Origin of the sequence: Streptomyces sp. P9-A2 (assembly GCF_036634175.1) — a bacterium.
Lineage (GTDB): Bacteria > Actinomycetota > Actinomycetes > Streptomycetales > Streptomycetaceae > Streptomyces > Streptomyces pratens.
In genome coordinates this window covers 1,438,824-1,463,472 of record NZ_JAZIFX010000001.1, presented here as the reverse complement: position 1 = coordinate 1,463,472, position 24,649 = coordinate 1,438,824, and the positions used below count along the sequence as shown (strand labels likewise).

The following is a 24,649-nucleotide window of genomic DNA, read 5'->3' as shown; positions in this document are numbered from 1 at the left end:
GTTCAGCCCTTCCGGAGGCCTTCGCGAAGCGTGGTCAGCCCGTGTTCGATGAAGACGGGCACGAGATCGCCGATACGGTCGAAGCCGGGGCCGACGGTCTGCCCCAGCGTGTAGCGGTAGTGGATGCCCTCGAGGATCACCGCGAGCTTGAACCAGGCGAACGCCGTGTACCAGGCGACCCCGGAGACGTCACGGCCCGAACGGGCGGCGTACCGCTCGATCAGCTCGGCGGGCGACGGATGCCCGGGGGCCTCGGCGGTCGTGGAGACCGGGGAGTCGGGCATGCCCAGCGGCATGCCGTACATCACCAGCAGGCCGAGGTCGGTCAGCGGATCACCGAGTGTGGACATCTCCCAGTCGAGGACCGCCCGGATCGAGTCGGCGCGCCCGTCGGCGCCCCCCTCGGCGCTCGCGATCAGGACGTTGTCCAGGCGGTAGTCGCCGTGCACCACGGACGGCGCGGGGGAACGGGGCAGCTCCCGGCCGAGCGCGGCGTGCAGTTCGTCGATCCCGGCCAGCTCCCGGTTGCGGGAGGCGTCCAGCTGCTTGCCCCAGCGCCGCAGCTGCCGGTCCAGGAAGCCCTCGGGGCGGCCGAAGTCGGCCAGGCCCACCTCAGCGGGGTCCACCGCGTGCAGGTCGACCAGTGTGTCCACCAGGGCGAGCACCGCCCGCCGGGTGCGCTCCGGGCCGAGCGGCGCCAGTTGGTCCGCCGTCCGGTACGGGGTGCCCTCGACGAACTCCATGACGTAGAAGGGCGCCCCGAGCACCTCCTCGTCCTCGCACAGCAGCACCGTGCGGGGCACCGGGACGGGAGTGGGGTGCAGCGCGCTGATCACACGGTGCTCGCGCCTCATGTCGTGCGCGGTGGCCAGGACGTGCCCGAGCGGCGGACGCCGTACCACCCAGTGCGCGGTGCCGTCGGAGACCGCGTAGGTGAGGTTCGACCTGCCGCCCTCGATCAGCCGGCCGGAGAGCGGGCCGTTCACCAGACCGGGCCGCTCCCGGCCGAGCAGCGCGCCCAGCCGGTCGAGATCCAGTCCGGGCGGGTGGTCGGGGCTCATACTCGCTCCTACGGGCCGGTGACGTGACAGTACCCCCACATGATGCCGACCAGTCGGTATGTCGTCCAGGGTGAGGATGAAACGTGATCGGGGCCACGACGTGGCCGGGGCCGCGAGGGGAACCCGGCGGCCACCGGCCCGCCGCCCGCCGGCCGTCACGTGAACGGTGGCAGTCCCGGCGATCCACTTGCGCGGCGGGAGACGACAACGAAGGGTCGGTCCCATGAAGGCGATCAGCTATGCACGCTACGGCGGCCCCGAGGTACTCGAACTCACGGAGATGCCGGAGCCCCGGGTCGGCCCCGACTCGGTGCTCGTGAAGGTACGGGCGGCGGCCGTCAACCCGGTCGACTGGAAGTGCCGCGAAGGCTACCTCGACCAGGTCCTGGCCCCGGTGTTCCCCGTGGTTCCGGGGTGGGACGTCTCGGGCGTGGTGGTACGACCGGGCGCCGCCGTCCCCGAGTTCGCCGCCGGCGACGAGGTCATCGGCTATGTGCGCGAGGACTTCCTCTCCCGCGGCACCTTCGCCGAGTACGTGGCCGCCCCGGTACGGGCCCTCGCGCGCAAGCCGCGCAACCTGTCCTTCGAGGAGGCCGCGGGACTGCCCCTCGCGGGACTCACCGCCTACCAGGTGCTGCACAAGGTCCTGCGGGTGAAGCGGGACGAGACCGTCCTGGTGCACGCCGCGGCCGGCGGTGTCGGCTCCATCGCCGTCCAGCTCGCCGTGCACCTCGGCGCCCGCGTCCTCGGTACGGCGAGCGAGCGCAACCACGACTTCGTCCGAAGCCTGGGCGGGGAGCCGGTGGCCTACGGCGACGGCCTCGCCGAGCGGCTGCGGGAGCTGGCCCCGGCCGGCGTGGACGCCGCGTTCGACTCGGTCGGCGGTGACGCCCTGAAGGCCTCCGTCACCGCCCTGGCCTCCGGGGGCCGGCTCGCGTCGATCGCCGACCCCGCCGTCGTGGAGCACGGCGGCGGCTACTGGTTCGTCCGCCCCGACCCGCAGGATCTCGGGCACCTGTCCGAACTGGCGGAACAGGGCGTGGTGAGCGTGCACGTCTCCGAGACGTTCCCGCTGGAACGCGCGGCGGACGCCCACCGCCTCAACCAGGAGGGCCGGACCAGGGGGAAGATCGTGGTGACGGTGGACGGGGAGACGGCGGAGGGGTAGACGACGGACGGGGCGGACGACGGACGGGGAAGCGGGAGGGAGGGACGGCCGGTAGGACGGCCGTCCGTCGTCCCCGTCCGTCAGCCCTGGAGGACGAGGGCCGCCCCGCACACGGCCAGGGCCGTGGTGCACAGCACCGCGGCGGTGAGGTGGAGCGGGGCGGCGGCGGCCGGGGCGCCGGTGGCCGCGAGGGTGCGGATCCGGCGGTGGGCGACCAGGAGGAGCCCCAGCCAGCAGGCGCAGCACAGCGCGCACAGGACGACCCCGAGGGCCGAGACCCCGCCGTACAGCGCGGTCCGTACCGCCAGCACGGACGCGACCGTGCACGCCAGGGTCGTACGGCGCCACGCGAGCCGGGTCCGCTCGGGCTGCAGCCCCGGGTCCCGGTCCGCCCGTACCGCGGCCGGGCCGGTCACCCGTTCCACCCGGCGAGCACCACGACGACCATCACCACGGCGACGACGGCGACGGCCAGACTCAGCACCACCGGGAACCGGGACACCGGAAGGTCCTCGCCGCGCCGCATGGCCCGCTCGCAGCGCACCCAGTGGTTGACCGCGCGCAGCGCGCACAGCACCCCCGCGGCGAGCAGCGCCAGCGCGAGCCCGACCCGCCAGCCCCAGCGCAGGTCCGGCAGGAACTGGTCCACGGCGAAGCCGCCGCCGATCAGCGCGAGCGCGGTGCGCAGCCAGGCCAGGAACGTACGTTCGTTCGCCAGCGAGAACCGGTAGTCGGGCGTGTCCCCCTCCTGCCGCACGTCCTGGGGCGCGAACCACAACCGGACGTTCCGTACGAAGTCGATCACTCCGCGACCCTACCCGGGACGCCAGGACATGGGTCCGGCCGGTACAGCGGGCCGGCCCGCTGTACCGGCCGGTGCGGGTCCCGGTGGTGCGGTCACCCGCGCCTGGCCTTGAGGCGTTCGTACGCTTCCAGACCGTCCGGGGTCCATGCCCATTCGCCCAGGCGGCGCTCCAGTTCAGGCTCGCTCAGGAAGGTGTGCCAGGCCACCTCCTCGGCCTGGGGCCGCACGGGCAGGTCGCAGCGGACCTCGTGGACCGCCGACCACCAGCTCCGCCCGTCGTCGGCGTCGTAGAGGAACGTGAAGAGGTGCGTGGGCTGCGCCAGCCCGGACACGCCCAGTTCCTCCTCGGCCTCGCGCAGGGCCGCCTCGGCGTAGCTCTCGCCGGTGCCCACGACCCCGCCGACGAACATGTCGTACAGGGAGGGATACACCAGTTTCGTCGGAGTGCGCCGGTGCACGAAGATCCGGCCCTCGGCATCCCTGACCAGGATGAAAGCGCAACGGTGCCGCAACTTTCGCGCATAGGCCTCGCCGCGCGGGGCCCGGCCGGTCACCCGGTCGTTCTCGTCCACGATGTCGAGGATCTCGTCCGCGGCGGGCGCGGGTTCATCGGCAGCGGTCATGGACCCATCGAAGCAGGCCCGCGCCCGGCCCTGTGCACGAGGGCCTGATGACACGTCACCGATCCACCTCGTGGGCCCGGCCTGGGAGCCTCCTCCGGCCCCGTCCGTATGGTTGCTGCTTTCAAGTGATGTGTCTGTGACGTCAGTTGACGCGTGTAATGCCTCGAGCGCTCTTGACGTCAACTGTTGGCTGACGGTTTGCTACCTGTGATCAGCCCATGGCTGACGGCAGCCGACCACTGCCGTACGGGCCGACCACCCGCCATGGGCCGAGCCACCGGAAGAGCGCGTGAGGAAGTCCGCGGTGCCCCCACCCCCGCCTCCCCTCGGCCGTGTCCGCAGACGGGCGGCACAGGCCTTCGACGAGGCCCTCGACGATGAAGAACTCGTTGCCGCGCGAACCGCGCTGGCGCAGGGCCGGTGGCAGAAAAGCCGCTCGCTGCTGGTGCGCACGGGGGACGACTGGGACCGCCGCGGCCACCGGATCACGGTGCTCGCCCGGGAGTCCTCCTGCGCCACCTGGGCCCGCGACTGGCTGCTGGCCGAACCCGACTCCGGGGACGGAGCCGTCCTGCTCGCCCTGGCCCAGGTGCGACGCGCCCTGCGCGGCAAGGACAGGACCGACCGCGCGCGAGAGGCCTGCCACCGGGCCGCCGCCGTGCTGCCCGCCGACCCCACCCCCTGGCTCGGCCTGCTCCTGCTGGAGTGCGCCCAGGGGGCCGGCGGCGACGCGGTCCGCGTCTTCGAGCAGATCCGCTCCCGGTACGCGGACCACCACCACGCCCACCACCTGGTGGTCGCCTGGCTCGCCGAACGCCGTGTGGAGGCGGGCCCGGACCCGCTGCACGAGGTTTACGACTTCGCCAACTGGTCCGCGGAGCAGGCGCCGGCGGACTCGCCCCTGGCGATCCTGCCGGTCATCGCGCACGCCGAGCGCTACCGCGCCCTCGCCGCCGCGGGTCAGGAGCGCGCCGACCCGGTCGCCTCCGGACACTGGGTGGGCCGCCGCGCCCGGCAGGTGATGAAGGCCGCCTTCGACTGGTGGCTGGAGTGGGAGCACGAAGAGCATCCGCGCCGCCTGATCGACCTGAACTTCCTCGCCCACGCCAAGGTCTGCGAGGGCCGGAGCGCCGAGGCCGCCGCCCTGTTCCACCGGATCGGCGACAAGGTCACCCCGGTCCCCTGGTCGTACCCCGACCGGGACCCGCTCACCGCTTTCCGCACCGCGCGGACCACCGCCCTCGGCACCGGATGACCCCCGTGCCCCCTTGATCCCCCGGAACCCAGCCCGCTCCACCCGCCACGCAGCACCCACTCCCGACCCAAGGACGGTTCTCCCGATGACGACGGACAGTTCGCGCAGTTCGCGCACGAGCAGCTCCGCAGCGGACGGCATCAGCACCTTCAAGGGGCAGGAGCGCGCCCTGCGGGCCGACCGTCTCGGCACGGGCGGTCTGCTGCTCTCCGTGCTCGCCGCGACCGCTCCCCTCATGGTGGTCGCGGGTGTCATGCCCACTACATTCGCGGTGATGGGCATCGTGGGCCAGCCGCTGCTCTTCGTCGTCCTCGGCATCGTGCTGGTGCTGTTCAGCCTCGGATACGCCGAGATGAGCCGGCACGTCCACAACGCCGGCGCCTTCTACGCGTACATCTCCCGCGGCCTCGGCGGCACCGTCGGCGCGGGCGCCGCGATGGTCGCGCTGGTCGCCTACAACGCCCTCCAGGTCGGCATCTACGGCATCTTCGGCTTCGAGGTCTCCGGGCTCTTCGCCACCTACGCCGACCTCGAGGTCGCCTGGTGGATACCGTCGCTGGTGGCGCTGGCCGCCGTCGGCGCGCTGGGCTGGCTGAAGATCGACGTCAACGCGCGCGTGCTGGGCGTCCTGCTGGTCATCGAGGTGCTCCTGGTCGTCGTCTTCGACATCGCCGCCATCGCCGACCCGGGCAAGGAAGGGCTGTCGCTGCACGCCTTCAACCCGGACACCCTCACCGGTGCCGGCGTCGGCACCGCCCTGTGCTTCTGCATCGCCGCCTTCCTCGGCTTCGAACAGGCCCCGGTGTACGCCGAGGAGACCAGCAGGCCGCACGTCCTGGTGCCGCGCGTGATGTTCCTGGCCGTCACGGGCGTCGCCGTGTTCTTCGCGATCAGCAGCTGGGCCCTCACCGTCGCCACCGGTCCCGCGGGCATCGTCGCCACCTCGCAGGAGCAGAGCGCGGGACTGCTGTTCTTCCTCACCGAGTCCCGGCTCGGCGGCACCTTCACGGACGTCCTGCACATGCTCTTCGTCACCGGCATGTTCGCCGCGATGCTCAGCTTCCACAACGTCGTCGCCCGGTACGCGTTCGCCATGGGCCGCGAGGGCCTGCTGCCCTCCGCCTTCGGCCGCACCACCGGCACCAGCGGCGCCCCCGGCACCGGGTCGCTGCTCCAGACGGGCATCGCCGCGGTGCTCGTCCTCGCCTTCGCGCTCACCGACGACAAGCCGACCGGCGACCCGACCGCGCCCGTCCTGCACCTGTTCACCTGGGGCGGCAACGTCGGCGCGCTCGGCGTGATCGTCCTGATGGCGATCGCCTCGCTGTCCGTCGTCGTCTTCTTCGTCCGCCGCGGTGCCGCGGGCGCCCAGGCCTGGCGGCTGGTCACCTCGTCGCTGGCGGGCATCGCCCTGGCGGTGATCGCCGGCTACACCGTCAAGGACTTCGACGTACTCGTCGGCACCGGACCCGACTCCGTCCTGAGCCTGCTGCTGCCCGGCATCATCGGGCTGGCCCTCGTCGCCGGCCTGGTCCAGGGCCTGGTGCTGCGTTCCCGTGCCCCCGGGACGCACGCCCGGATCGGGCTCGGCAACGAGGCGTTCCAACTGGACAAGGAAGCCGGGCGCAAGCCGTAGCCCGTGCCGCCGGTGTGTGGCCGGCGGTCCTGAGGACCACGGACAACGGCCGCGACCGCGGCACCGCCCCAGGAGCGGTGCCGCGGTCGCGGCCGTTCGATCGGCCGGCCGCCCGAGCGGCCGAATGATCAGTGTGCGGCTGGAGCCGCGTACAGCTGGATCCGCGTACAGCTAAATGACCAACGAGAGCAGCAGCACCAGCGCTCCCGCGACCACCGAGATGATCGTCTCCATGACCGACCAGGTCTTGATCGTCTGGCCGACGGTGAGCCCGAAGTACTCCTTCACCAGCCAGAAACCGGCGTCGTTGACATGGCTGAAGAAGACCGAGCCGGCGCCGATGGCGAGCACCAGCAGGGCGGCGTGCGTGGTCGACATGTCGGCCGCGAGCGGTGCCACCAGTCCGGCCGCCGAGATGGTCGCCACGGTCGCCGAACCGGTCGCCAGCCGGATCGCCACCGCGATCAGCCAGCCGAGCAGCAGGGCCGGGATCGCCCAGTCCGCGGAGATGTCGAGGATCATCTGACCCACACCGGAGTCGATCAGCGTCTGCTTGAAGCCGCCGCCGGCGCCGACGATGAGCAGGATGCCCGCGATCGGGCCGAGGCCCTTCTCGACCAGCCCCGAGATCCGCTCCTTGCTGAACCCGGCGGGCAGGACCAGCGTGAAGATGCCGACGAGCACGGACGCGAGCAGGGCGATCATCGGGGAGCCGATGACGTTGAACACGCGCTGAACGCCGCTCTCCGGGTCGTCGACGACGATCTCGACCAGGGCCCTGGCCAGCATCAGCACGACCGGCAGCAGAATGGTCGCCAGCGTCGGACCGAACCCGGGACGCTTCTCCAGGTCCTCGGAGGGGCGCTGCGGGATCATCCGGTCCGGGGCGGGGACGTCCACCCAGCGGGCCGCGTACTTGGAGAACACCGGACCGGCGATGATCACCGTCGGGATGGCGATGAGCACACCCAGCGCGAGCGTCACGCCGAGGTTGGCGTCGAGCGCGTCGATCGCGACCAGCGGGCCGGGGTGCGGAGGCACCAGGCCGTGCATCACGGACAGACCGGCGAGCGCCGGGATGCCGATCCGCATCAGCGAGTAGTTGCCGCGCTTGGCGACTATCAGCACGACCGGGATCAGCAGGACGACGCCGACCTCGAAGAACAGCGGCAGACCGATCACCGAGGCGATCAGCACCATCGCCCACGGCATGGTGCGGCCCTTGGCCCTGGCGAGGATCGTGTCGACGATCTGGTCGGCGCCGCCCGAGTCGGCGAGCATCTTGCCGAGGATCGCTCCGAGGGCGATGAGCACGCCGACACCGGCGACGGTGGAACCGAGGCCCGCGCTGAAACTGGCGATGACCTTGTCCAGCGGCGCCCCGGCGAACGCGCCGAGCGCCAGCGAACCGATGGTCAGCGCCAGGAAGGCGTGCAGCTTGAATTTGGTGATGAGCAGAACGATGACGGCGATACCCGCCAGGACTGCGATGCCCAGCTGTGCGTGGCCGGCCGAGGTGATGGACTCGGGTACGTCCGCTGCCAGCATCTCGACACTGAGACTGGTCACGGTGGATTCCTTGTGAGTACGGGGAGGAAGAAAATCAGGGAGAGGACCGGGACGATGGGGGCGTCCCGGGGTTCATGGGGTCCGGCAGCGGCAGGCGGAGCCGGCTCGGACGGAAGGGGCCGACCGGCGAAGGCGACTTCGGCCGGCAGCTACGAGGTCGCCCCGGAGAGGTTCGCGAGGGCGGTGACCGCCTGCTCGGTGATCTCCTCGGGGCTGCCCGAGACCTCCACGGCGACCCCGGCCTCGTCCGTCTCCAGCGGCTGGAGCGTGGCGAACTGGGAGTCGAGCAGGGCCGTGGGCATGAAGTGCCCCTCGCGGTGCGACATCCGGTCCTCGATGAGCGCGCGGTCACCGGTGAGATGCACGAAGACCACGCCGGGCGCGGCCGCCCGAAGCCGGTCGCGGTACGACCGCTTCAGCGCCGAGGAGCTGACCACTCCGCCGAGTCCGGCCCGTTCGTGCGCCCACGCGCCGATGGCGTCCAGCCAGGGGTGGCGGTCGTCGTCGTCGAGCGGGGTGCCGGCCGACATCTTGGCGATGTTGGCCGGCGGGTGGAAGTCGTCGCCCTCGGCGTACGGGACGCCGTACCGGGCCGCGAGCAGGGGACCGATGGTGGTCTTGCCGGTGCCCGCGACGCCCATGACCACTACGACATGGGGGGTGTTCATCGCTGCCTCACTGTCTGCTGTCGTCGTCGACAACCTGATGTCGAGGCAACTGAAACTTAAAAGTACGACAAATTCAAGAGTCTGTGACGAATAAGTCCGACCTTTGGTTTCGGTGATCCGCCCCGTACTCTGAGTGCATGAGCATCACGGGCCGGGGACTGCACGGCCGCGTACTGGACACCCTCGGCCCCGAGATCACAGCGGGCGAATACCCGCCCGGCAGCGTCCTGCGCACCGACGAACTCGCCCAGCGTTTCGAGGTGTCGCGCTCCGTGATGCGCGAAGTGGTACGCGTCCTGGAGTCCATGTACCTCGTGGAGTCCCGGCGCCGCGTGGGCGTCACGGTCCGCCCGGCCCGCGACTGGAACGTGTACGACCCCCAGGTCATCCGCTGGCGACTGGCCGGTGCGGACCGCCCCCGGCAACTGCGTTCGCTCACGGTGCTGCGCTCGGCCGTCGAACCGGTCGCGGCGGGGCTCGCCGCCCGCAACGCCACCGCCGAGCAGTGCGCCGAACTCACCGAGTGCGCCCTCGGCATGGTCGCCAACTCGCGCGGCCACCGGCTGGAGGGGTACCTCTTCCACGACATGGCCTTCCACCGGGTGATCCTCACCGCCTCCGGCAACGACATGTTCGCCCGCCTCGGTGACGTCGTCGCCGAGGTCCTGGCCGGACGCACCCACCACGACGTGATGTTCGACGACCCCGACCCGGCCGCGGTCACCCTGCACGTCCAGGTCGCCGAAGCGGTCCGCGAGCGCGACGCCGCCCGCGCCGAGGAGCTGACCCGCGAGATCACCGTGGGCGCCCTCCAGGAACTGGACATCCTGGCGCCGTGACCGGGCGGGCCGCGTCGGGGCGTCGCCTCGTCCGGCCGACGGAGACCGGGGCAACCGGGACGGCCGGAAGCGTCCGGCTCCGGCCGCGTCGGCGAGCGGAGCGTTGTCCTGGTCGCGACGCGGAACAGTGTTCCGCTCTGTCGGCGGCGGCCCGAAGCGAGAAGGACGGACGTGCCCGGCGGGCGGGAGCCCGTCGAGATGGGCGGGGCCGGCGGGTGGGAGCCCGCCGACGGGTTCAGCTCAGGAACTCCCCGTCGACGTACACCCACGCCCCGTCCACCCGCTCGAAGCGGCTGCGCTCGTGCAGCGAGCCGCCCCGGTAGGACGCCCGGAAGGTCACCGTCCCGGTGGAGTGGAAGGCGGACCCGCCGGCCGTCTCCAGGATCTCCAGCCCGGTCCACCGCATCCCGGGATCGAGGTCGACCCGCTCCGGCCGCGTCCGCGGATGCCACGTGCGCAGCAGGTAACCGGCGTCCAGCCGCACGAAGGCGCAGTACCGCGACCGCATCAGCCGCTCGGCGGTCGGCGCGGCGGCCGCCCCCGTGTGGAAGCGGCCGCAGCACGCCTCGTAGGTCTCGGGGAGCCCGCAGGGGCAGGAAAGCGTGGTCATGCCGCCATTCTGCCTGGCCCGGGCTGAGGCTCGGAGCGCGCGAGGGTGCGCCTGACACGGCGGCAAGCATGGGCCGGAGATCCGCGGCACGCTGCCGTGCGGCCCGCACCATGACCGGCCGAGAGTCCGGAGAAACCGGCCACATGCCCAAAACCCGGCCCCTACGCTGAGCGTTGGATCACAGAGCGGTGGCCGGTGAGGTACTCGGACGCCGGGTGAGCGGGGAGGCACGCGGTGACCACGGACGTTCAGGGACCGGCATGGGCACGGGAAGGACTGGGGGTGCGGTCCGGGCGCTACCCGTTGGCTGTGGAGGGCCCGGTGATGCGGGCGGTCGACCGGTTGGTACCAGGGGTTTCCACAGTGACCCGCTATATCCGTTACCACTCGTTGTACGCGGCGATCGCCGCGCACGCCGAGCAGAAGGCCTTGGACCTCTCCGCCTGCCGCCGACTCGTCCGCCGCTGCGAGGTGTTGATGGCCGCACTCCAGCACGATACGGAGGCTGCCGACGAGGCATGGTTCGCCCATGGAGTCGACCGGGTGCGGCGATTCCGCACACAGGAGCTGGAATTGGCACGTGCGGCCGGCGAGGAACACCTGAGCCAGTCGTACTCGCCCCGTCGATGGGGTTTCTGGGACCAGTACGGAGGACCGGCCACGGTGCTCGGAACTGTGGAGGTCCGGGAAGGAGCGCTCCGGCCCGGCCGGCGTGCCCTTCCCGCGACTTTCCGGGAACTGTTCGACCCGCTGCTCGCCCTCGCCGAGCAGGACGTTGTACCCGCTGCGGATCTGGAGCATGCCGGCCAGGTCGCGCTCGGGGTCCCGTCTCCGGTCGAACAGGACTGGCTGACGCACGTGCTGACCGCCACTGATGCCGGGGGAGTCCATCGGCCTCAGGACTGGGAGGCGTTCGATCGCACCCGAAGGGCAACCTTCCGGATCCTCGGCCGGGCGATCGCCCTTCATGGCCAGAAGGGCGAGGGCTACCAGGAGACTCTGCGCTCAGCCGTTGTGTTCGGTGAGGACATGAGCACGGATCCCGTCCTGACCACCATCCCGGAGGCGATGGGCTGGCGCGGGCTGCTCCTGCGCCACTACTCCGTTGGCGCCTGGCGCCGGTTGTGGGCCGCCCTCGTGTCCTGCGTCGGATCCAGGGACGGAGAGGCCGACACGTCGCCGCAGGAGCTTCGCGACTGGCTGGCACAACAGGCCCCGGCCGGGACCGTGCGGCAGACACTGGGGCAGCTGCCGCAGCTCAAGAGCCCGGACGGACGACTGCTGCCGGCCGAACGGCAACTGCTTGTGGACGGCGGTGACGCCCCCATGACCAACGTGCTGCTTCTGCTGGCCGGAGCCCTGCGTTCCCGGGAGGGCCAACTGCCCGACGACGTACGTGCCGTCTTCCTCGGCCGGCAGAGGCGGTCGGCGGAATTTCTTGACCCGACCTGGGTCGACGGCCTCATCCGTGACTTCTCCGACCGGCCGGTCCACGACCTGGCCGCCCGGCTGGTGGACGACATGCTGGCGCAGTCCCGCAGAGTGGCGCTCGGCAAGCTGCGCACCGACCCGGCGACAGGCGGACTGAAGATCTTCTCGCGTCTGCATCTGCGCAACGAACGGTATTTCAAGACCGGAGACGAGGGAGATTCCGAGATCGGTACCCGTATCCCCCAACTGGGTTCCTTCGGCAGACAGCTCGGACTCTTCGCCGTCCAGGACGGCTGCCACGTCGTCACGGCGTCCGGCCGGAAGATCCTGGAGACGGAGCGGTGAGCGCGGTACAGCACACCAGGTTCGCGTCCCCCGTCACGCTGCTGCGTGAATGGGCCGAGCGCAGCGACGGGCAAGCACTGCGCGAAGCGCTGTTCCTGGGTTTCACCGTCGATCTCCCGTTCCTGGAAAAGGTCGCGATTTCCGTCGCACGTGGCCTGGGCGCCCGGATCGCGGTGATCGGCGACGCGGCCCAAGGGCTGTACGACCCGGTCGACGTGCGCTGGGCAGGCCGCAGTTACCTGCACGGACTTGCCGGCTGCCGGGGCGCGTTCCACCCCAAAGTCGTCCTGCTGATCGGGGAACACGCCTGTCGACTGGCCGTCGGCTCGGGGAACCCGACGCTGTCCGGCTGGGGTGCCAACGACGAGCTGTGGACCGTCGTGGAGACCGAGGACGAAGCTTCCCACGCGTTGCTGGCCGATCTCGCGGAATGGCTGGAGGACCTGCCCGCCGCCGTGGACCTGGCCCCCTGGACCGCGGGCCACCTCGGAGAACTCGCGGCCCTCCTGACCGAAAGGCACGTCAACGCCCCCGCCGGTTCGGAAACCGGTCCGCGGCTGCTGCACAACCTCCACCGGAACCTGATCGACCAACTGCCGGCGGGCCCTGTCGACGAGATCCAGGCATACGCCCCGTTCATCGACCCGGAGGCACACGCCCTCCGAGCCCTCGTCGACCGCCTGATCCCCGGACAGGTCACTCTCGGCCTCCAGCCCCGCTGGTCGAGCTACGACGCCGAAACGCTCAAGACGGCGCTCGATGAATACCCCACCCGGATCCGGCTCCTCGACGAGACGCGGATGCGGCACGGCAAGTTCGTCGAATGGAGCGTCGGCGGGCGCAGGCACGCACTCACCGGCAGCCCCAACCTCACCCGCGCCGCCTTGTGCAGGAGCACCAAGGACGGGGGCAACTGCGAACTCGCCGTGCTCTCCGCCGACACCACGCCCCTGCTTCCCGAAGAAGGGCGCACCACCGCGCTCACGGCCCTGACGGGCCGTACCCTCCGTCCCTTCACCACCGGCGCCGGCCCCGTGCTGGTCCTGCTGGGCGCCAAGACGGACAGCGCGGGTCTCCACGTCTCGCTGGCCCGTGGCGAGCCGGCACCCGTGGTGATCAGTACGTCCCCGGACGGATCACCGGGCTCCTGGACGGACATCGGTTCCCTCCCCGCCGGGGATTCGACCCGCTCCTTCCCGATCACCGAGGTGCCCGGCGCGGCCGTCCGCGCGACCTGCCTGCGACCGGACGGCAGCAGCGCAGAATCACCCGTCGTCTTCGTGTACAGCCCCGTGCACTGCGCAGGCGGCCGAACCGCCGACAGCGGGCCCCGGCTGCGGTACGACTACACGGCAGAGGTGCTGTTCGCGGACGAAGCCGCGGCCCGCCGTTTCGAGACGGATCTGCTGCGGCTGCGCGAGCTCACCGCCGGTGCGTCCGCTTCCCGCGCGAGCGCGGCGACGTCGGAAACGGCGACGAACCCGGTGGACACGAGCGGCATCGACCGCTGGGACGCCTACGTCGCCGAATGCAGTCGGATGATCGGAGCTCCACTGACCGGCCTGGCATTCGGCACCGCACAGATCGGCCTGCCCCAACCACCGGCCTCTCGATGGACCGTGTCGGCGGTCACCGCCACCGTGTCGGCGGAGGACGACGAGGCGTACGACGACACAGGGGAGGAAGAAGACCTCGTTGCCGACGGTTCACCCCTCGTTCCGAACGTCCCCCCTGAGCAGCGTGCCCGCTGCCGCCACTGGGTGCGGCGCTGGGCTGCCACGCTCGCCGACCCTGACAAACCGCAACCCCTTGCGGTGCGGCTGATGGTGGCCGGTCTGTACGTCCAACTCCTGGCCGCAGGCGTCTGGGACGACGACGATCACAGCTGGCGTGACGGCTTGAGCGGTCTCCTCAGGGATCTCGGTCCTCGAGGCGGACCGGACGACGAGACGGCGGAACAGCAGGCCCCGCCCGAGACCGGACAACGCGTGGACGCGGTGGCGGCCGTCCTGATGACCCTGCTCAGCCAGGACGCCACCTTCACCGGCGGCGGTGAGCACGACGTGCTGGCCGCCCGCACATGGCAGAACCACAAGAGCATGATCGCGCGTGCCGACCCTGCCGAGGCCGAGGACCTGATGCTGCCGCCGGAGCAGGCGCTCGCCCGCGTCGCGCCCTGGAGCGAAGTGGAACGGCTCGTGGCCCTGGCCAAGGAGGACGATCCGCACGCCGAGGTGATCGAGGAGCTCTCCAAGGCGGGCTGGTCCGTCACGTACGAGGACGGGATCTGGGACATCACGGGCTCCTTCGGAAACCCGATCCCGGTCGTGGCCAGAGCAGCCGACCGACTCGGTCGGCATCACACCGACGGGGTGCTCGTCCGCGCCCGTGGAAGGAGGCGCTGGGCGTTCGCCGCCTGGGCGAAGCCCTGGCTGGTCCTGCTGAATCCCCCTGCACGCGTGTGGCGCACGTACGAGGTGCGTTCCCCGGCCACACCGGAGTCACGGTTCAGCGGCGGTGACTTTTCCACCGTCCCCGGTCTCGTCGGCGCTCCGACCCCGCTCAGAACGGGCCCGCCCGAAGCTTTGAGGACAACTTTGGCCGAAGTGGATCTGCCGTACCCGGAGTTGATGCGACGACTGTTCGAGGACACCACCTGAGACTCTATGCTGCACAGGCATATGCGGAAGATCGGCCGGAGGGGGCGTCGGTCGATGCCTGCTTCCGTGTCGTGGGCAGACCGGAGGGGGACGGTGGTGTCGCACACCGCGTGGGGAGGTGCCGAGGACGACGGTGCAACGGTGGGTGACCCGTCCGCTGTGTTCGAGCAGGCTGTCGCTGCCTATACTCAGGGCCGTTTCGCGATTGCCATCAGTCATCTGCGGCGGCTGGAACGTGCCGCGGCAGCCGGCCGCGCGGTGGTCGATGCCCGTCACGCCGCCCTACGGGGAGCGCTCGCGGCCCGCGCACAGAACTGGGCCGAGTGCTGTGACTGGTACGAGCGGTCGCTGGCTTTCTCGCTTCCTGGGGATCACGCACGCCAGCAGACCCTTCTGTGCTTCCACGAAGACTGCACGGGCGCTGTCGACAGCCTGTGCGGTCAGTGTGACCGCTGGTTCTGCCCTGAGCACGGCGCGGAGCGCGAAGACGGTGTGGCCCGCTGCGGTCCGTGTCTCGACGTGGCGCTGCACAACCTGGCGCAGTCAGCGACCCTGGCCGACCGTGTCGGGACCGCCATAGAGACCCTCGCGTCCTGGGCCCACACGGCGAACTGGGGCACAGCGAAGGCGCTGCTGGCCTGCCTCGCTCCGGAAGAAGCCGCGGACCTCGGTGAGCAGGCCGACGTTCTTGATTCCTTCGCACCCGACCGGCGTGCGGCCCTTCTGCTGTACCGCGCGTCCAGGACCCTCCACCCCACGGATCTGGAACGGGCCTGTGTTCCGGAGCCCGGAGCCTCGGACTCGCCGCTTCCCGAGGCACACGAGTGGCTGCGCCCCTGGGCGGCACGTCGGCTGAGCCGTACGGGCCGTCATGTCGAGGCGTGGCGGGCCCGGTACGAGGAGTGGCTGACGAGGCCGGTCGACACCGCCGCGGTGCACGCCCTGGCACTCGCGGCTCTACGGGTCTTCGACGGTGACACCGAGGCGGACGACCAGACTCGGGAGGAGGCCGCGCGGCAGGCCGTCGCCTGCTGGGCGATGGTCCTGCACTCCGTCTCCTACTGGGAAGAGCTCGAGCGGCACTCCGGGAGCCCGTTGACGGCCGACGAGCGGAAGGCCGCCTCGGACGCCCTCACCGAGCGCATCCGTCAGACACTGCGGGACGACGACAGAGCCGCGGAACGGCCGCCGGTGGACAGCCTGGAATTGGCCTGGGAGGTCGAACTGGCCGTTGCCCAGAGCCTTCCCGAAGCCATGGAAGACGTCTTGACGCCCCTGGAGGCCGGGTACGACTTCTCCTTCGGCCCGGGTTTCCTCGACCTTCTGTCGTCGGTCGGCAGCTCGTGGAAAACCCTGGTCGCGAGTGTCCACAGCGCGGTGTCGGATGCAAGCCTCGAGGGTGATGCGACCGGCGATCGGCTCGAGGGCCTGTTGTCCCCCGAGGGGCGCTACCTGATGCTGCTGGAGCCCGGCAGGTTCGACGACGTGATCGTCGCCCTCGAAGCCGAAGGCATCGCGAGGCACAAGGCTCACGAAGACACCGGGCTCTTCCAAGGCCCGTGGCGTGTCCTCGGTGCCGCCCTCCTCGCCCGGGCGTACGCACATGCGGAGGCCAAACGCTGGTCCGCCGCGGTACGGGACTTCGAGGACGCGGCGGCCGTCGGCATCTCCCTCGTCGGCCACGAGGAGCAGATCGGGCGGGCGGGCGTGCATGCGGGATTCGCCCTGTCCAAGAACTGTGTCAAGGTCGACTGGCAGGCGTATGTCGGCCTCCTTGAGCGTGTCCTGGTCATGGCCCCGCAGCACGAGAAGCTGAAACGGAACCTGGCCGCCGGATGTGTGGACCTGGGCGAGCAGGTCCGGCAGCGGAACGCCCACGACGAGGCTCGCGTTCGCTTCGCCCGCGCGTACGAGCTGGATCCCTCGAACGAGTCGGCCGTCGCGGCGCTGAACGCGTCCGAGACGAGCCATGCCGAACGCCTTCTGGAGAGTCAGTCCGAAGCCGGGCGAAAGCGGGCCGTCGCCGCACTGCGCGCAGTCCTCGACCGCGACGGAGACTTCCGGCCCGCTCGCCGCGCCTTGGTTCCCGTTCTTTACGAACACTCGCTTGACAGTGCTGTGGAGGGTGACCGCGCAGAAGCCCTGAGCCTGATGCGGGAGGCCCGGCTTCTCTCGGATCCCTCGGACGACGACTGCCGGTGCTTCAGCGAAGAGGGCCCGGAGTGCGACATCGCGCACGGCCTCTTCGAGAGGGTTTTGCCACCCCGCGAGCTGGATGAGGAGGAGTTGCGGGAAACACTCGACATCCTGGGCGTCGTCCGTAGCTATGCGGTTCTCCAGAACATCTCCGACATCCAGGCGTGGCTCCTGGCCGACCTTGCGGAACTACTGTGCGCGGACGGGGATTACGACGGGGCCATCGCCCTCGCCTGTTGGTGCCCGTCCGATGTCGGCGACCGGAGCCGACTCGATGCGGCGGTGGCCGAGGCCCGTGCCCGGCGCGCCCGTCGGCGGCCGGCCAAGAGTGCCCGCATTGACGCGCGTTCACCCCGTCGAGACGGGCGTACGCGGGACACGGACCGCCAACTGCCCCTCTTCGGGCTTCAAGAAGACGACCAGCTGTGGTGACAGGGAAACGGGGTGCCCGGGAAGATGTTCACTGATTCCCCCTACGACGTGCTGGGGCTGGAGATCGGCGCCTCCGACGCCGACGTTCATGCCGCCTACCGCCGAGCCATGAAATCGGCCCAGCGCGATCGCGCCCGGCGTGATCGCATCTCTCGGGCGTACAGCACCCTCCGGCGCTCCGCCGGACGCCATGAGGCGAACCTCTTGACGTCGCTGCCCGGCCGACTGCCGCCCGATGCGGACAGTGCCCTGTCGGACGAGGCACGTCTGCGCATGGTGGAGGTATCCCCCCTGCTCCCCGACCCCGCGAGCCTAGGCGTACGGCCCGACTGAAGGCCCAGGCCCTCCGGAAGCCCACCTCCCACCCCCCTGGAGCATGCGTTGACCGCACCGTCCTCCGCCCGGCCCGATTCCGACACGGAGCGCCTGATCGCGCAGTTGCGCACCCGCTGTGAGGCCCTGGAGCGGCGGCGGGCCCGATACGAGGACGAACTGGCGCACCGGAAAGCCGAGTCCGAGTCCTCCCTCCACCGCCTGCTCATTGGCCTCCTCGAGGTCGACGACACGCTCGCCGAGTCCGTGCGGTGGTCGGTCCGCCAGGATCCGAGGCACGCGGTGGCGGCCATGGAGAGGCTGAGCGAACAGGTCTCCGCGGCACACAGGCTGCTGCGTCTCCGGCTGCTGGAGGCCGATGTCCGGCCGATGGACCTCACCCACCGGCGTGCGGTGCCCGAGGTCGCCCGGGTCGTGGACACGCGTCCCACGTCCAGACAGCCCGCCGACACGGTGCTGGAGGAGCGGGTGGCGGGTTTCTATCGGGGGCAGCAGGTGCTGCGGACCGCCGAGGTCGTCGTCGCCGTCGACGGACCCGACCCGGAGGCGCCCGAGGAACCCGCACGGGAGCCGAAGCGGTCCGGCCCGGCCGCTCCACGGAGGCAGCCCCGATGGCTGCCGCGGCACAAGCGACGCAGCCGTCGCCGCTCCTGATTCCTCCCGTGTGCCCTCGCCCCGCATCGTCCACTCGCAGAACAGGAACCCGGAAGTGCGCAGAACCCTCGGAATCGACCTCGGCACCACCAACTCGGTCGTGGCCTGGCTCAAGGACGGCGAACCGGAAGTCGTCTCCAGCACCCCGGAGGCCAGTGGAACCCCCTCGGCCGTGGGCCTCACCGCGGACGACGGCCTCCTCGTCGGACAGGAGGCGCTGAACTGGGTGGAGCGGGACGCCACACGCGTGATCACCACCGTCAAGCGCCTCATGGGGCGTCAGTTCAAGGACGAGAAGGTGCAGCAGGCCCTCCGCCGCATGGGGAACGACGGCCCCGAGATCACCGAAGGGCCGGACGGCGGCGTTCTGATCCGGCTGGGAGAGCACCGCTACACCCCCGTCCAGATCTCCGCGATCATCCTCCGGCGGCTCAAGCGGAACGCCGAGGCCCGTCTCGAAACGGAGTTCGGCCGCGCGGTGATCACGGCACCGGCCTACTTCGGCGAACGGCAGATCGCCGCCACCCGCGAAGCGGGCAGACTGGCCGGCTTCCACGTCGTCCGGGTGCTGTCGGAACCCACGTCGGCGGCGCTCGCCCACGGCCTCGGCCGCGCGAAGGACGAGGACACCGCGACCGTCCTCGTCTACGACCTGGGAGGCGGCACCTTCGACGTCTCCATCCTCACCCTGATGCCGGGCGTGCTGGACGAGCTCGGCGTGGGCGGGGACAACCTGCTCGGCGGTACGGACTTCGACAGCAGCCTGGCCGGCCACCTCCAGGAACTCCTCGACGCACGCAACCCCGGACACGAACCGCTGCCGGGCGATGCCGCGAGGATCCGCAAGGCCGCCGAGCGCGCCAAGATCACCCTGTCGGCCGCTTCCTCGACCGAGGTGATCCTCTCGCCGCTCGGCACTTCCGGCGAGACCCTCTCGGAGACCGTGGACCGCGGGGCACTCGAAGACCTGATCTCCGACAGGATCGAGGAGACCGTCCGGCTGACCCTGAGGACCGTGGCCGAGGCCTCACTGCGCCCGGAGGACATGGACCAGGTTCTCCTGGTGGGCGGCTCGAGCGCCGTCCCGCTGGTGGGGGAGCGGCTGGCGGCCGTCTTCGGCCGGGAGAAGCTGCGCACGGACGTGGACCCCATGACGTGCGTGGCGCTGGGCGCGGCCGTTCAGTCGGCGCTCGTCGAAGAGCTGGAGTGCCCCGAATGCCGCGCGGTGTGTCCGCTGGACGCCGACGCGTGTCCCGAGTGCGCCGCCCCGCTCGTGGGCGCTTTGACGGTGGAGTGCCCGACGTGCCACGTACCCGCCTCCGAGGGGACGGGGGCGTGTCCCGTCTGCGCGTCCGACCTCACCGGGCTCGCGGCCGAACGGCCCACGCCCTCCCTGGCCGTCTGCGACGAGTGCGGGGAGGAGAACGCCCCGGGGGCTCTGGAGTGCGGCCTGTGCGAAGCCGAACTGCAGGGCGGCGGCGGTCTGAAGTGCCCGGAGTGCGCGCTGGTGAACCGGCCGGGTCTCACGGTGTGTTCGTACTGTGACGAGGAACTGCCCGTCACGGCCCCGTCCGGTGTGATCCCTCACCGCATCGGCGTCCATACCGCCGACGGGCTGTCGACTCCTCTGCTCCCGGCCGGCGAACGCTACCCCACGGAGCAGGCAGCCCGGTACGACTCCCCCGTCATCGGCAACGCGGGTGATCTGCTCGAGATCGCGCTGTACGAAGGCGACCTCCAGCCCGCGGAGCGCAACGATCTGTGCGGCGTCGTGATGTACCCGCTGCCCGAGGGCATCACGGGAACCAACCCCCTCACCCTCGCCGTGCACCTCGACAAGGACCGCACGATCCGCCTGGAGACCCGGCTCGGCGGAGCGGACTTCGCCCCCGCCGTCTTCCGGCGCAATCTGCTGGCACCGGAGTTCCGCAGGCGGGCGAAGGACGTCCACCAGCGGTTCCAGATGTTCCTCGCCGAGTGGGAGCATGAACTCACCCGGGCCGAATCCGCCGTGCTGAAGGAGACCGCGAGCGCGCTGGAGCTGACCGTGCGAGGCGAGGCGCCCGGACGGTCCCTGGACACGCTCCTGGAAGAGGCGGACGAGCTTCTGGAGCGGCAGAAGGCCGTCCGCTGGGCATCCGCCCTCGCGTTCCTCTACCCGCATCATGTGGCGGAGCTGATGCCGCCGGAGGACCTGGAGGCGATGCGCCGCCACCGCAACGAGCTGCAGACCACGCGCAAGGCCGGAGACTTCGACCGGGGACACAAGATCGCCCAGGAGGTACTGGCCATGCGAAGCCGCCTCGGGGAGGACCTGTACCAGGTGATGAGTGCCTTGGGCTTCGCTTCCCAGAACGGCGTGAACCCGGCGTTGAAGCAACGCATTCGCCAGGCCGGTGAAGGACTGACCGATGCGGTCCAGCAGGGCGACCTCGCCCGTACCGACGCCGCCAAGTCCCGCATTGCGGACCTCTACCGGGACATGCGCCGGGACCAGGCCGAGTTCCGTGCTCCTACCCGCAAGACCGTACGTCCGGGGAAGCCGGCGCACTGACTCCGGCGGTCGTGCAGGGGGCTGCTGGAGAGAGCTCCGCCCAGACGGTCTTGCCGGGTGCGACGGGCCGTGGGTCGGCGCCCCATCGGGTGGCCAGTCGGGTCACCAGCAGCAGCCCCCGGCCCGACTCCGCGTCGCCGGACGCCTCGTGAACGGACGGGGGCGGCACCCGCTCGGTGCGGGTGTCCGTCACCTCGACGCGGAGCAGCTCCGGGGCCGCGGTCAGCCGGAGGTGGAAGTCCCGGCCGGGGACGTGCCCGTGCCGCACGGCGTTGGCCGCGAGTTCGGCCGTGATCAGGGTCAGGGTCTCGTTGACGGGGGAGTCGTATGGGTATCCCCACTGGTCGAGCCGGTGCGAGACGAGACGCCGGGCGAGACGGGCACCGCGCGGGGTGGAGGTGAACTGCATGGCGAACTCGTGCGGGACGGCGAGGGGTTGGTCCGCCTGCGGGGTGGTGATGCCAGAGGTTTCCATGGCCGTGAGCCTGCCGAAGACGGCACGGCGCTGACCAGCGGAAACGCCTGTACGTGCCCGGTCTGTACAGGTGGTTTCCGAGTGCGTACACGCGGCGGCGGATGCTCGTACGAGGGAACTTGCGGGTGTTCGGGGGACAAGCGCCTCGTCACTGCGCGTAGCGTGACGCCTCGCGCTGCGTGTACGGCTTCAGTGTGTACGGCTGCGCGGCAGAACTGTGGGCTAAGGGGTTGCCGGAGGCGGCGGGCATGGTGGAACAGGACGACGGGGCGAACTTCCTGCGGTGCTTCGGGCGGCAGATGAAGCTGCTGCGGGAGCGGGCCGGGCTGACGCGAGGGGAGCTGGGTTCCCGGCTCGGTTACGGGGAGGACCAGATCACGTCGGTCGAGCTCGGCCGCCGTATCCCCAAGCCCGAGCTGATCGACAGGGCGGATGAGGTACTGGATGCGGGAGGCGTCCTGCGGGCGATGAAGGAGGAGGTCGCGCGGGCGCGGTACCCGGCGTTCTTCCGGGATGCGGCGCGGCTGGAGGCCGAGGCGGTCGAGTTGCAGATGTACGACACCCACATGGTCAACGGCCTGTTGCAGACGGAGGAGTACACGCGAGGGGTTTTGCGCATGCGTCGGCCGCTCCTGAAGGAAGAGACGATCGAGGAGCGGATGGCGGCGCGTCTGGTTCGCCAGGAGATCCTCGACAAGTGGCCCGCTCCTTTGTTCAGTTTTGTCATGGAAGAGCATGTGATGCTGCGACGGCTCGGAGGGGCCTCGGTGGTGAGAGGCCAGTTGGAGCAGATCCTTCTGATCGGAGAGAAGCGCAATGTTGAAGTGCAGGTGATGCCGCTCGACCGGGAGGACAACGCTGGCGTGGACGGCGGCTTCACGGTGTTCACCCTTAAGGGAGGAGAGCAGATCGGCTACACAGAAGCGCAAGGACGTAGCACACTGGTGACTGATCGCGAAGAGGTCCGTGCACTCGCCGCGCGCTATGGGATCATCCGTGCGCAGGCCCTCACTCCGTGTGAGTCTCTGGCCTATATCGAGAAGTTGCTGAGGGAGCTATGAACGCCCGAGGGATCACGACCATGGCCCAGGATCTGCGGTGGTTCAAGAGCAGTTACAGCGGTGCGGAGGGTGGCCAGTGCGTAGAGGTGGCCACTTCGCGGCAGGCCGTCCACATTCGTGACTCGAAGGCCGTCACCGGCCCGGCGCTCACGGTGACCCCCACCACGTGGGCGGACTTCACTGGCTTCGCTGCGCGCCACAGCAGTAAGGCTTGATCCGATCTGCGCGCGAATCCCGAAGTGCATCGAATGCGCTGTGCAGTCGATTAGGGCGGGGGAGCCGGACCGGAGTTCGTCGAATACCCCTCCACGGCTGCCGAGCTCACCGGCCTGGCCGCACGGGTCGAGGGCTGGCTGGGCGAGGGGCTGAAGGAGGACGAGATCGTCGTCACCGCCCGCACCAACAAGCTCGTCGAGGCGGCGGTGGAGGCGTTGGAGAGTGCGGGGATCAAGGCCGTCAAGGTGAAGCCGCGGCAGACCCCGGCGCCCGGTTCCGGAGTACACGTGATGACGATGCACCGGATCAAGGGACTGGAATACCGGGCGGTGGCGATCATCGGCGTCGGCGCCGACCACGTGCCCCAGCCCCATGCCGTCACCCCGGTGTCCGAAGACCGTCTGCAGCACGAGCGTGACATGCAGCGTGAGCGCTCCCTGCTGTTCGTCGCAGCCACCAGGGCCCGCGAACAGTTGGCCGTCACGTGGGCGGTAAAGCACAGCCCCTTCCTGGAAGGAAGCCACTGACCTGCGGCGATTCGACGGAGTGGCGCGTTAGAGTCACCGCGGAGCCGGCCGCTGTACGGCTCTCACCTCAGAATGGGATGCGGGCGGACGAGACATGTACCTCAAGAATCTGCGCCTACGGAACATCAGGTCGTTCCACGGTGGGCGCACGGTCGACCTGGACTTGACCAGGCCCGACGGCTCGTACGCCGGCTGGACGGTCCTGGCCGGCCGCAACGGCTCGGGGAAGACGACGCTGCTGCGCGCGCTCGCCCTGGCGATCAGCGGGCCGGCCGTCGCCCGGAGCCTCGTCCCCGGGTTCGAGACCTGGGTCTCCCGGGACGAGCGGGTGGCGAAGGCGGAGGTGTGCCTGGTCCACGAGCCGGGGCAGGACGAATTCACCGGGGGGAGGCGGTCGGCCCTGCCAGTCTGGGCCGGCCTGCGGTGGGCCGCGTCGAGCGATGGATCGCTGTCCGGCAAGCCGGGGTCCAGTAGGACCGGCCAGCCGTCGCTGATGGCCATCGGCTACCAGAAGGAACGACCCGTCGCGTTGCGCGGTCCGTGGGCCGACAATCCTGTGGGGTGGTTCTGCGCCGGGTACGGCCCCTTCCGCCGACTGGCCGGCGGCTCCAACGACATCCAGCGGCTGATGTCCACCTCGGGCGCGGTCGCCCGACTGACCAGCCTCTTCCACGAAGATGCCTCCCTGGCGGAAGGCGTGAGCTGGCTCATCGAGCAGCATCTGCGCACCTTCGAGGACCGTGAGGGCGCCCGGGATCTCAAGACCGCCGCTTTGGCGATCCTCGGCGACGACCTGCTTCCCGACGACTACCGCATCGACAGCGTCGACTCCGAGGGCCTGTGGGTCATGAACCGGGACCACCGGTTCCCGCTGCGTGAGATGAGCGACGGCTACCGGACGGTGGCCGCCCTGGTCGTGGACATCCTCAAGCAGATCCACGACGCCTACGGCGAACTCGTCCTCGACACGACGGACGGTGTCCCGAACGTGCCGAGTACCGGGGTCGTCATCATCGACGAGATCGACGCCCACCTGCACGTCTCCTGGCAGAAGAGGATCGGCGGCTGGCTGAAGGCGCACTTCCCGAACATCCAGTTCATCGTCACCACGCACAGCCCCTACATCTGCCAGGCGGCCGACCCGGGCGGACTGATCCGGCTCCCCGGGCCGGACGAGGACAGCCCGGTGGAAGTCGTGCCTCAACACCTCTACGACCGCATCATCTTCGGCAGTGGGGACGACGCTGTGCTGTCCGACCTTTTCGGGCTCGACACGCTCTATTCGGAGAAGGCCGAGCAGAAACGGGACGAGCTCATCGCCCTGGAACTGGACGTCGTGCGAGGCCACGCCAGCGAGGAGGAGAAGGCCCAGTACCGGGCACTGAAACGCAAGCTGACCAGCTCCCCGGCGACCCGTGTCGACGAAATTGCGGCCCGGCGCCACTCGGGCCGCCCACGGGGCGAATCATGATTCGCATCATTCGGGGGTCTCTTCCGCAACAGACCCGGACTGCGATGTCCGGGCACACGG

22 protein-coding genes are annotated in these 24,649 nt (G+C 70.4%); 14 read left to right on the top strand and 8 right to left on the bottom strand.

What is annotated here, in order from left to right:
* Positions 1-2 precede the first annotated feature (2 nt).
* Complete coding sequence (locus V4Y04_RS06590; RefSeq protein ID WP_332426348.1) at positions 3-1,061, bottom strand: phosphotransferase family protein; 1,059 nt, start codon at positions 1,059-1,061, stop codon at positions 3-5.
* A gap of 223 nt (positions 1,062-1,284) precedes the next feature.
* Here V4Y04_RS06590 and V4Y04_RS06585 point away from each other — a divergent pair, with 223 nt between their 5' ends.
* A complete protein-coding gene (locus tag V4Y04_RS06585; RefSeq protein ID WP_332426347.1) occupies positions 1,285-2,229 on the top strand; it encodes an NADP-dependent oxidoreductase in 945 nt (314 codons plus the stop codon).
* 80 nt (positions 2,230-2,309) lie between these two features.
* Here V4Y04_RS06585 and V4Y04_RS06580 read toward each other — a convergent pair whose 3' ends face one another.
* The 3 genes from V4Y04_RS06580 to V4Y04_RS06570 form a co-directional block, all read right to left on the bottom strand.
* The gene (locus tag V4Y04_RS06580) at positions 2,310-2,645 is read right to left on the bottom strand and encodes a DUF202 domain-containing protein (protein ID WP_332432730.1); all 336 of its coding nucleotides are present in this window, start codon (positions 2,643-2,645) and stop codon (positions 2,310-2,312) included.
* Positions 2,642-3,034: a YidH family protein gene (locus V4Y04_RS06575; protein WP_332426346.1), complete on the bottom strand. Its 393-nt coding sequence runs from the start codon at positions 3,032-3,034 to the stop codon at positions 2,642-2,644. Before V4Y04_RS06575 ends, V4Y04_RS06580 begins: the two co-directional genes overlap by 4 nt.
* Before the next feature lie 92 nt (positions 3,035-3,126).
* Positions 3,127-3,657 (bottom strand): NUDIX hydrolase, encoded by a 531-nt coding sequence (locus tag V4Y04_RS06570; protein ID WP_332426345.1) that lies wholly within the window; start codon positions 3,655-3,657, stop codon positions 3,127-3,129.
* A gap of 304 nt (positions 3,658-3,961) precedes the next feature.
* Between V4Y04_RS06570 and V4Y04_RS06565 the strand changes: the two genes are divergently transcribed.
* Positions 3,962-4,912 carry a hypothetical protein gene (locus V4Y04_RS06565; protein WP_332426344.1) on the top strand — a complete coding sequence of 317 codons (951 nt, stop codon included), beginning with the start codon at positions 3,962-3,964 and terminating at the stop codon, positions 4,910-4,912.
* 85 nt (positions 4,913-4,997) lie between these two features.
* Positions 4,998-6,548 (top strand): APC family permease, encoded by a 1,551-nt coding sequence (locus V4Y04_RS06560; protein WP_332426343.1) that lies wholly within the window; start codon positions 4,998-5,000, stop codon positions 6,546-6,548.
* A 171-nt stretch (positions 6,549-6,719) separates the two neighbouring features.
* Here V4Y04_RS06560 and V4Y04_RS06555 read toward each other — a convergent pair whose 3' ends face one another.
* Both V4Y04_RS06555 and V4Y04_RS06550 read right to left on the bottom strand, forming a co-directional pair.
* Positions 6,720-8,117, bottom strand: coding sequence for a GntT/GntP/DsdX family permease (locus V4Y04_RS06555; RefSeq protein WP_332426342.1), 1,398 nt, complete (start codon positions 8,115-8,117; stop codon positions 6,720-6,722).
* A 149-nt stretch (positions 8,118-8,266) separates the two neighbouring features.
* Entirely contained in the window at positions 8,267-8,785 is a 519-nt protein-coding gene (locus V4Y04_RS06550) for a gluconokinase (RefSeq protein ID WP_332426341.1), read from the bottom strand.
* Between the two features lie 137 nt (positions 8,786-8,922).
* On the opposite strand from V4Y04_RS06550, the gene V4Y04_RS06545 reads away from it, so the two are divergent.
* A complete protein-coding gene (locus V4Y04_RS06545; RefSeq protein ID WP_332426340.1) occupies positions 8,923-9,624 on the top strand; it encodes a FadR/GntR family transcriptional regulator in 702 nt (233 codons plus the stop codon).
* A gap of 235 nt (positions 9,625-9,859) precedes the next feature.
* Here V4Y04_RS06545 and V4Y04_RS06540 read toward each other — a convergent pair whose 3' ends face one another.
* Positions 9,860-10,234, bottom strand: coding sequence for a YchJ family protein (locus tag V4Y04_RS06540; protein ID WP_332426339.1), 375 nt, complete (start codon positions 10,232-10,234; stop codon positions 9,860-9,862).
* Between the two features lie 363 nt (positions 10,235-10,597).
* Here V4Y04_RS06540 and V4Y04_RS06535 point away from each other — a divergent pair, with 363 nt between their 5' ends.
* The 6 genes from V4Y04_RS06535 (at position 10,598) to V4Y04_RS06510 (ending at position 20,839) form a co-directional block, all read left to right on the top strand.
* On the top strand, positions 10,598-12,010 hold the full coding sequence (locus V4Y04_RS06535; protein ID WP_332426338.1) for a hypothetical protein: 1,413 nt from the start codon (positions 10,598-10,600) through the stop codon (positions 12,008-12,010).
* Positions 12,007-14,670, top strand: coding sequence for a hypothetical protein (locus V4Y04_RS06530; RefSeq protein WP_332426337.1), 2,664 nt, complete (start codon positions 12,007-12,009; stop codon positions 14,668-14,670). The genes V4Y04_RS06535 and V4Y04_RS06530 overlap by 4 nt, the downstream gene beginning before the upstream one ends.
* A gap of 96 nt (positions 14,671-14,766) precedes the next feature.
* Positions 14,767-17,298 (top strand): tetratricopeptide repeat protein, encoded by a 2,532-nt coding sequence (locus V4Y04_RS06525; protein ID WP_332426336.1) that lies wholly within the window; start codon positions 14,767-14,769, stop codon positions 17,296-17,298.
* 24 nt (positions 17,299-17,322) lie between these two features.
* On the top strand, positions 17,323-17,631 hold the full coding sequence (locus V4Y04_RS06520; protein ID WP_332426335.1) for a hypothetical protein: 309 nt from the start codon (positions 17,323-17,325) through the stop codon (positions 17,629-17,631).
* A 48-nt stretch (positions 17,632-17,679) separates the two neighbouring features.
* Positions 17,680-18,285, top strand: coding sequence for a nucleotide exchange factor GrpE (gene grpE, locus V4Y04_RS06515; RefSeq protein WP_332426334.1), 606 nt, complete (start codon positions 17,680-17,682; stop codon positions 18,283-18,285).
* A gap of 55 nt (positions 18,286-18,340) precedes the next feature.
* Positions 18,341-20,839 carry an Hsp70 family protein gene (locus V4Y04_RS06510; RefSeq protein WP_332426333.1) on the top strand — a complete coding sequence of 833 codons (2,499 nt, stop codon included), beginning with the start codon at positions 18,341-18,343 and terminating at the stop codon, positions 20,837-20,839.
* Here the strand turns inward: V4Y04_RS06510 and V4Y04_RS06505 are convergent.
* Positions 20,799-21,314 (bottom strand): ATP-binding protein, encoded by a 516-nt coding sequence (locus tag V4Y04_RS06505; protein ID WP_443079961.1) that lies wholly within the window; start codon positions 21,312-21,314, stop codon positions 20,799-20,801. The genes V4Y04_RS06510 and V4Y04_RS06505 overlap by 41 nt on opposite strands.
* Positions 21,315-21,562: 248 nt before the next feature.
* Here V4Y04_RS06505 and V4Y04_RS06500 point away from each other — a divergent pair, with 248 nt between their 5' ends.
* From V4Y04_RS06500 to V4Y04_RS06485, 4 genes are all read left to right on the top strand, one after another.
* Positions 21,563-22,375: a helix-turn-helix domain-containing protein gene (locus tag V4Y04_RS06500; RefSeq protein ID WP_332426332.1), complete on the top strand. Its 813-nt coding sequence runs from the start codon at positions 21,563-21,565 to the stop codon at positions 22,373-22,375.
* On the top strand, positions 22,372-22,590 hold the full coding sequence (locus tag V4Y04_RS06495) for a DUF397 domain-containing protein (RefSeq protein ID WP_332426331.1): 219 nt from the start codon (positions 22,372-22,374) through the stop codon (positions 22,588-22,590). The genes V4Y04_RS06500 and V4Y04_RS06495 overlap by 4 nt, the downstream gene beginning before the upstream one ends.
* A gap of 207 nt (positions 22,591-22,797) precedes the next feature.
* Positions 22,798-23,118 carry a 3'-5' exonuclease gene (locus V4Y04_RS06490; protein ID WP_332426330.1) on the top strand — a complete coding sequence of 107 codons (321 nt, stop codon included), beginning with the start codon at positions 22,798-22,800 and terminating at the stop codon, positions 23,116-23,118.
* 94 nt (positions 23,119-23,212) lie between these two features.
* On the top strand, positions 23,213-24,589 hold the full coding sequence (locus V4Y04_RS06485) for an AAA family ATPase (protein ID WP_332426329.1): 1,377 nt from the start codon (positions 23,213-23,215) through the stop codon (positions 24,587-24,589).
* Positions 24,590-24,649: the final 60 nt, after the last annotated feature.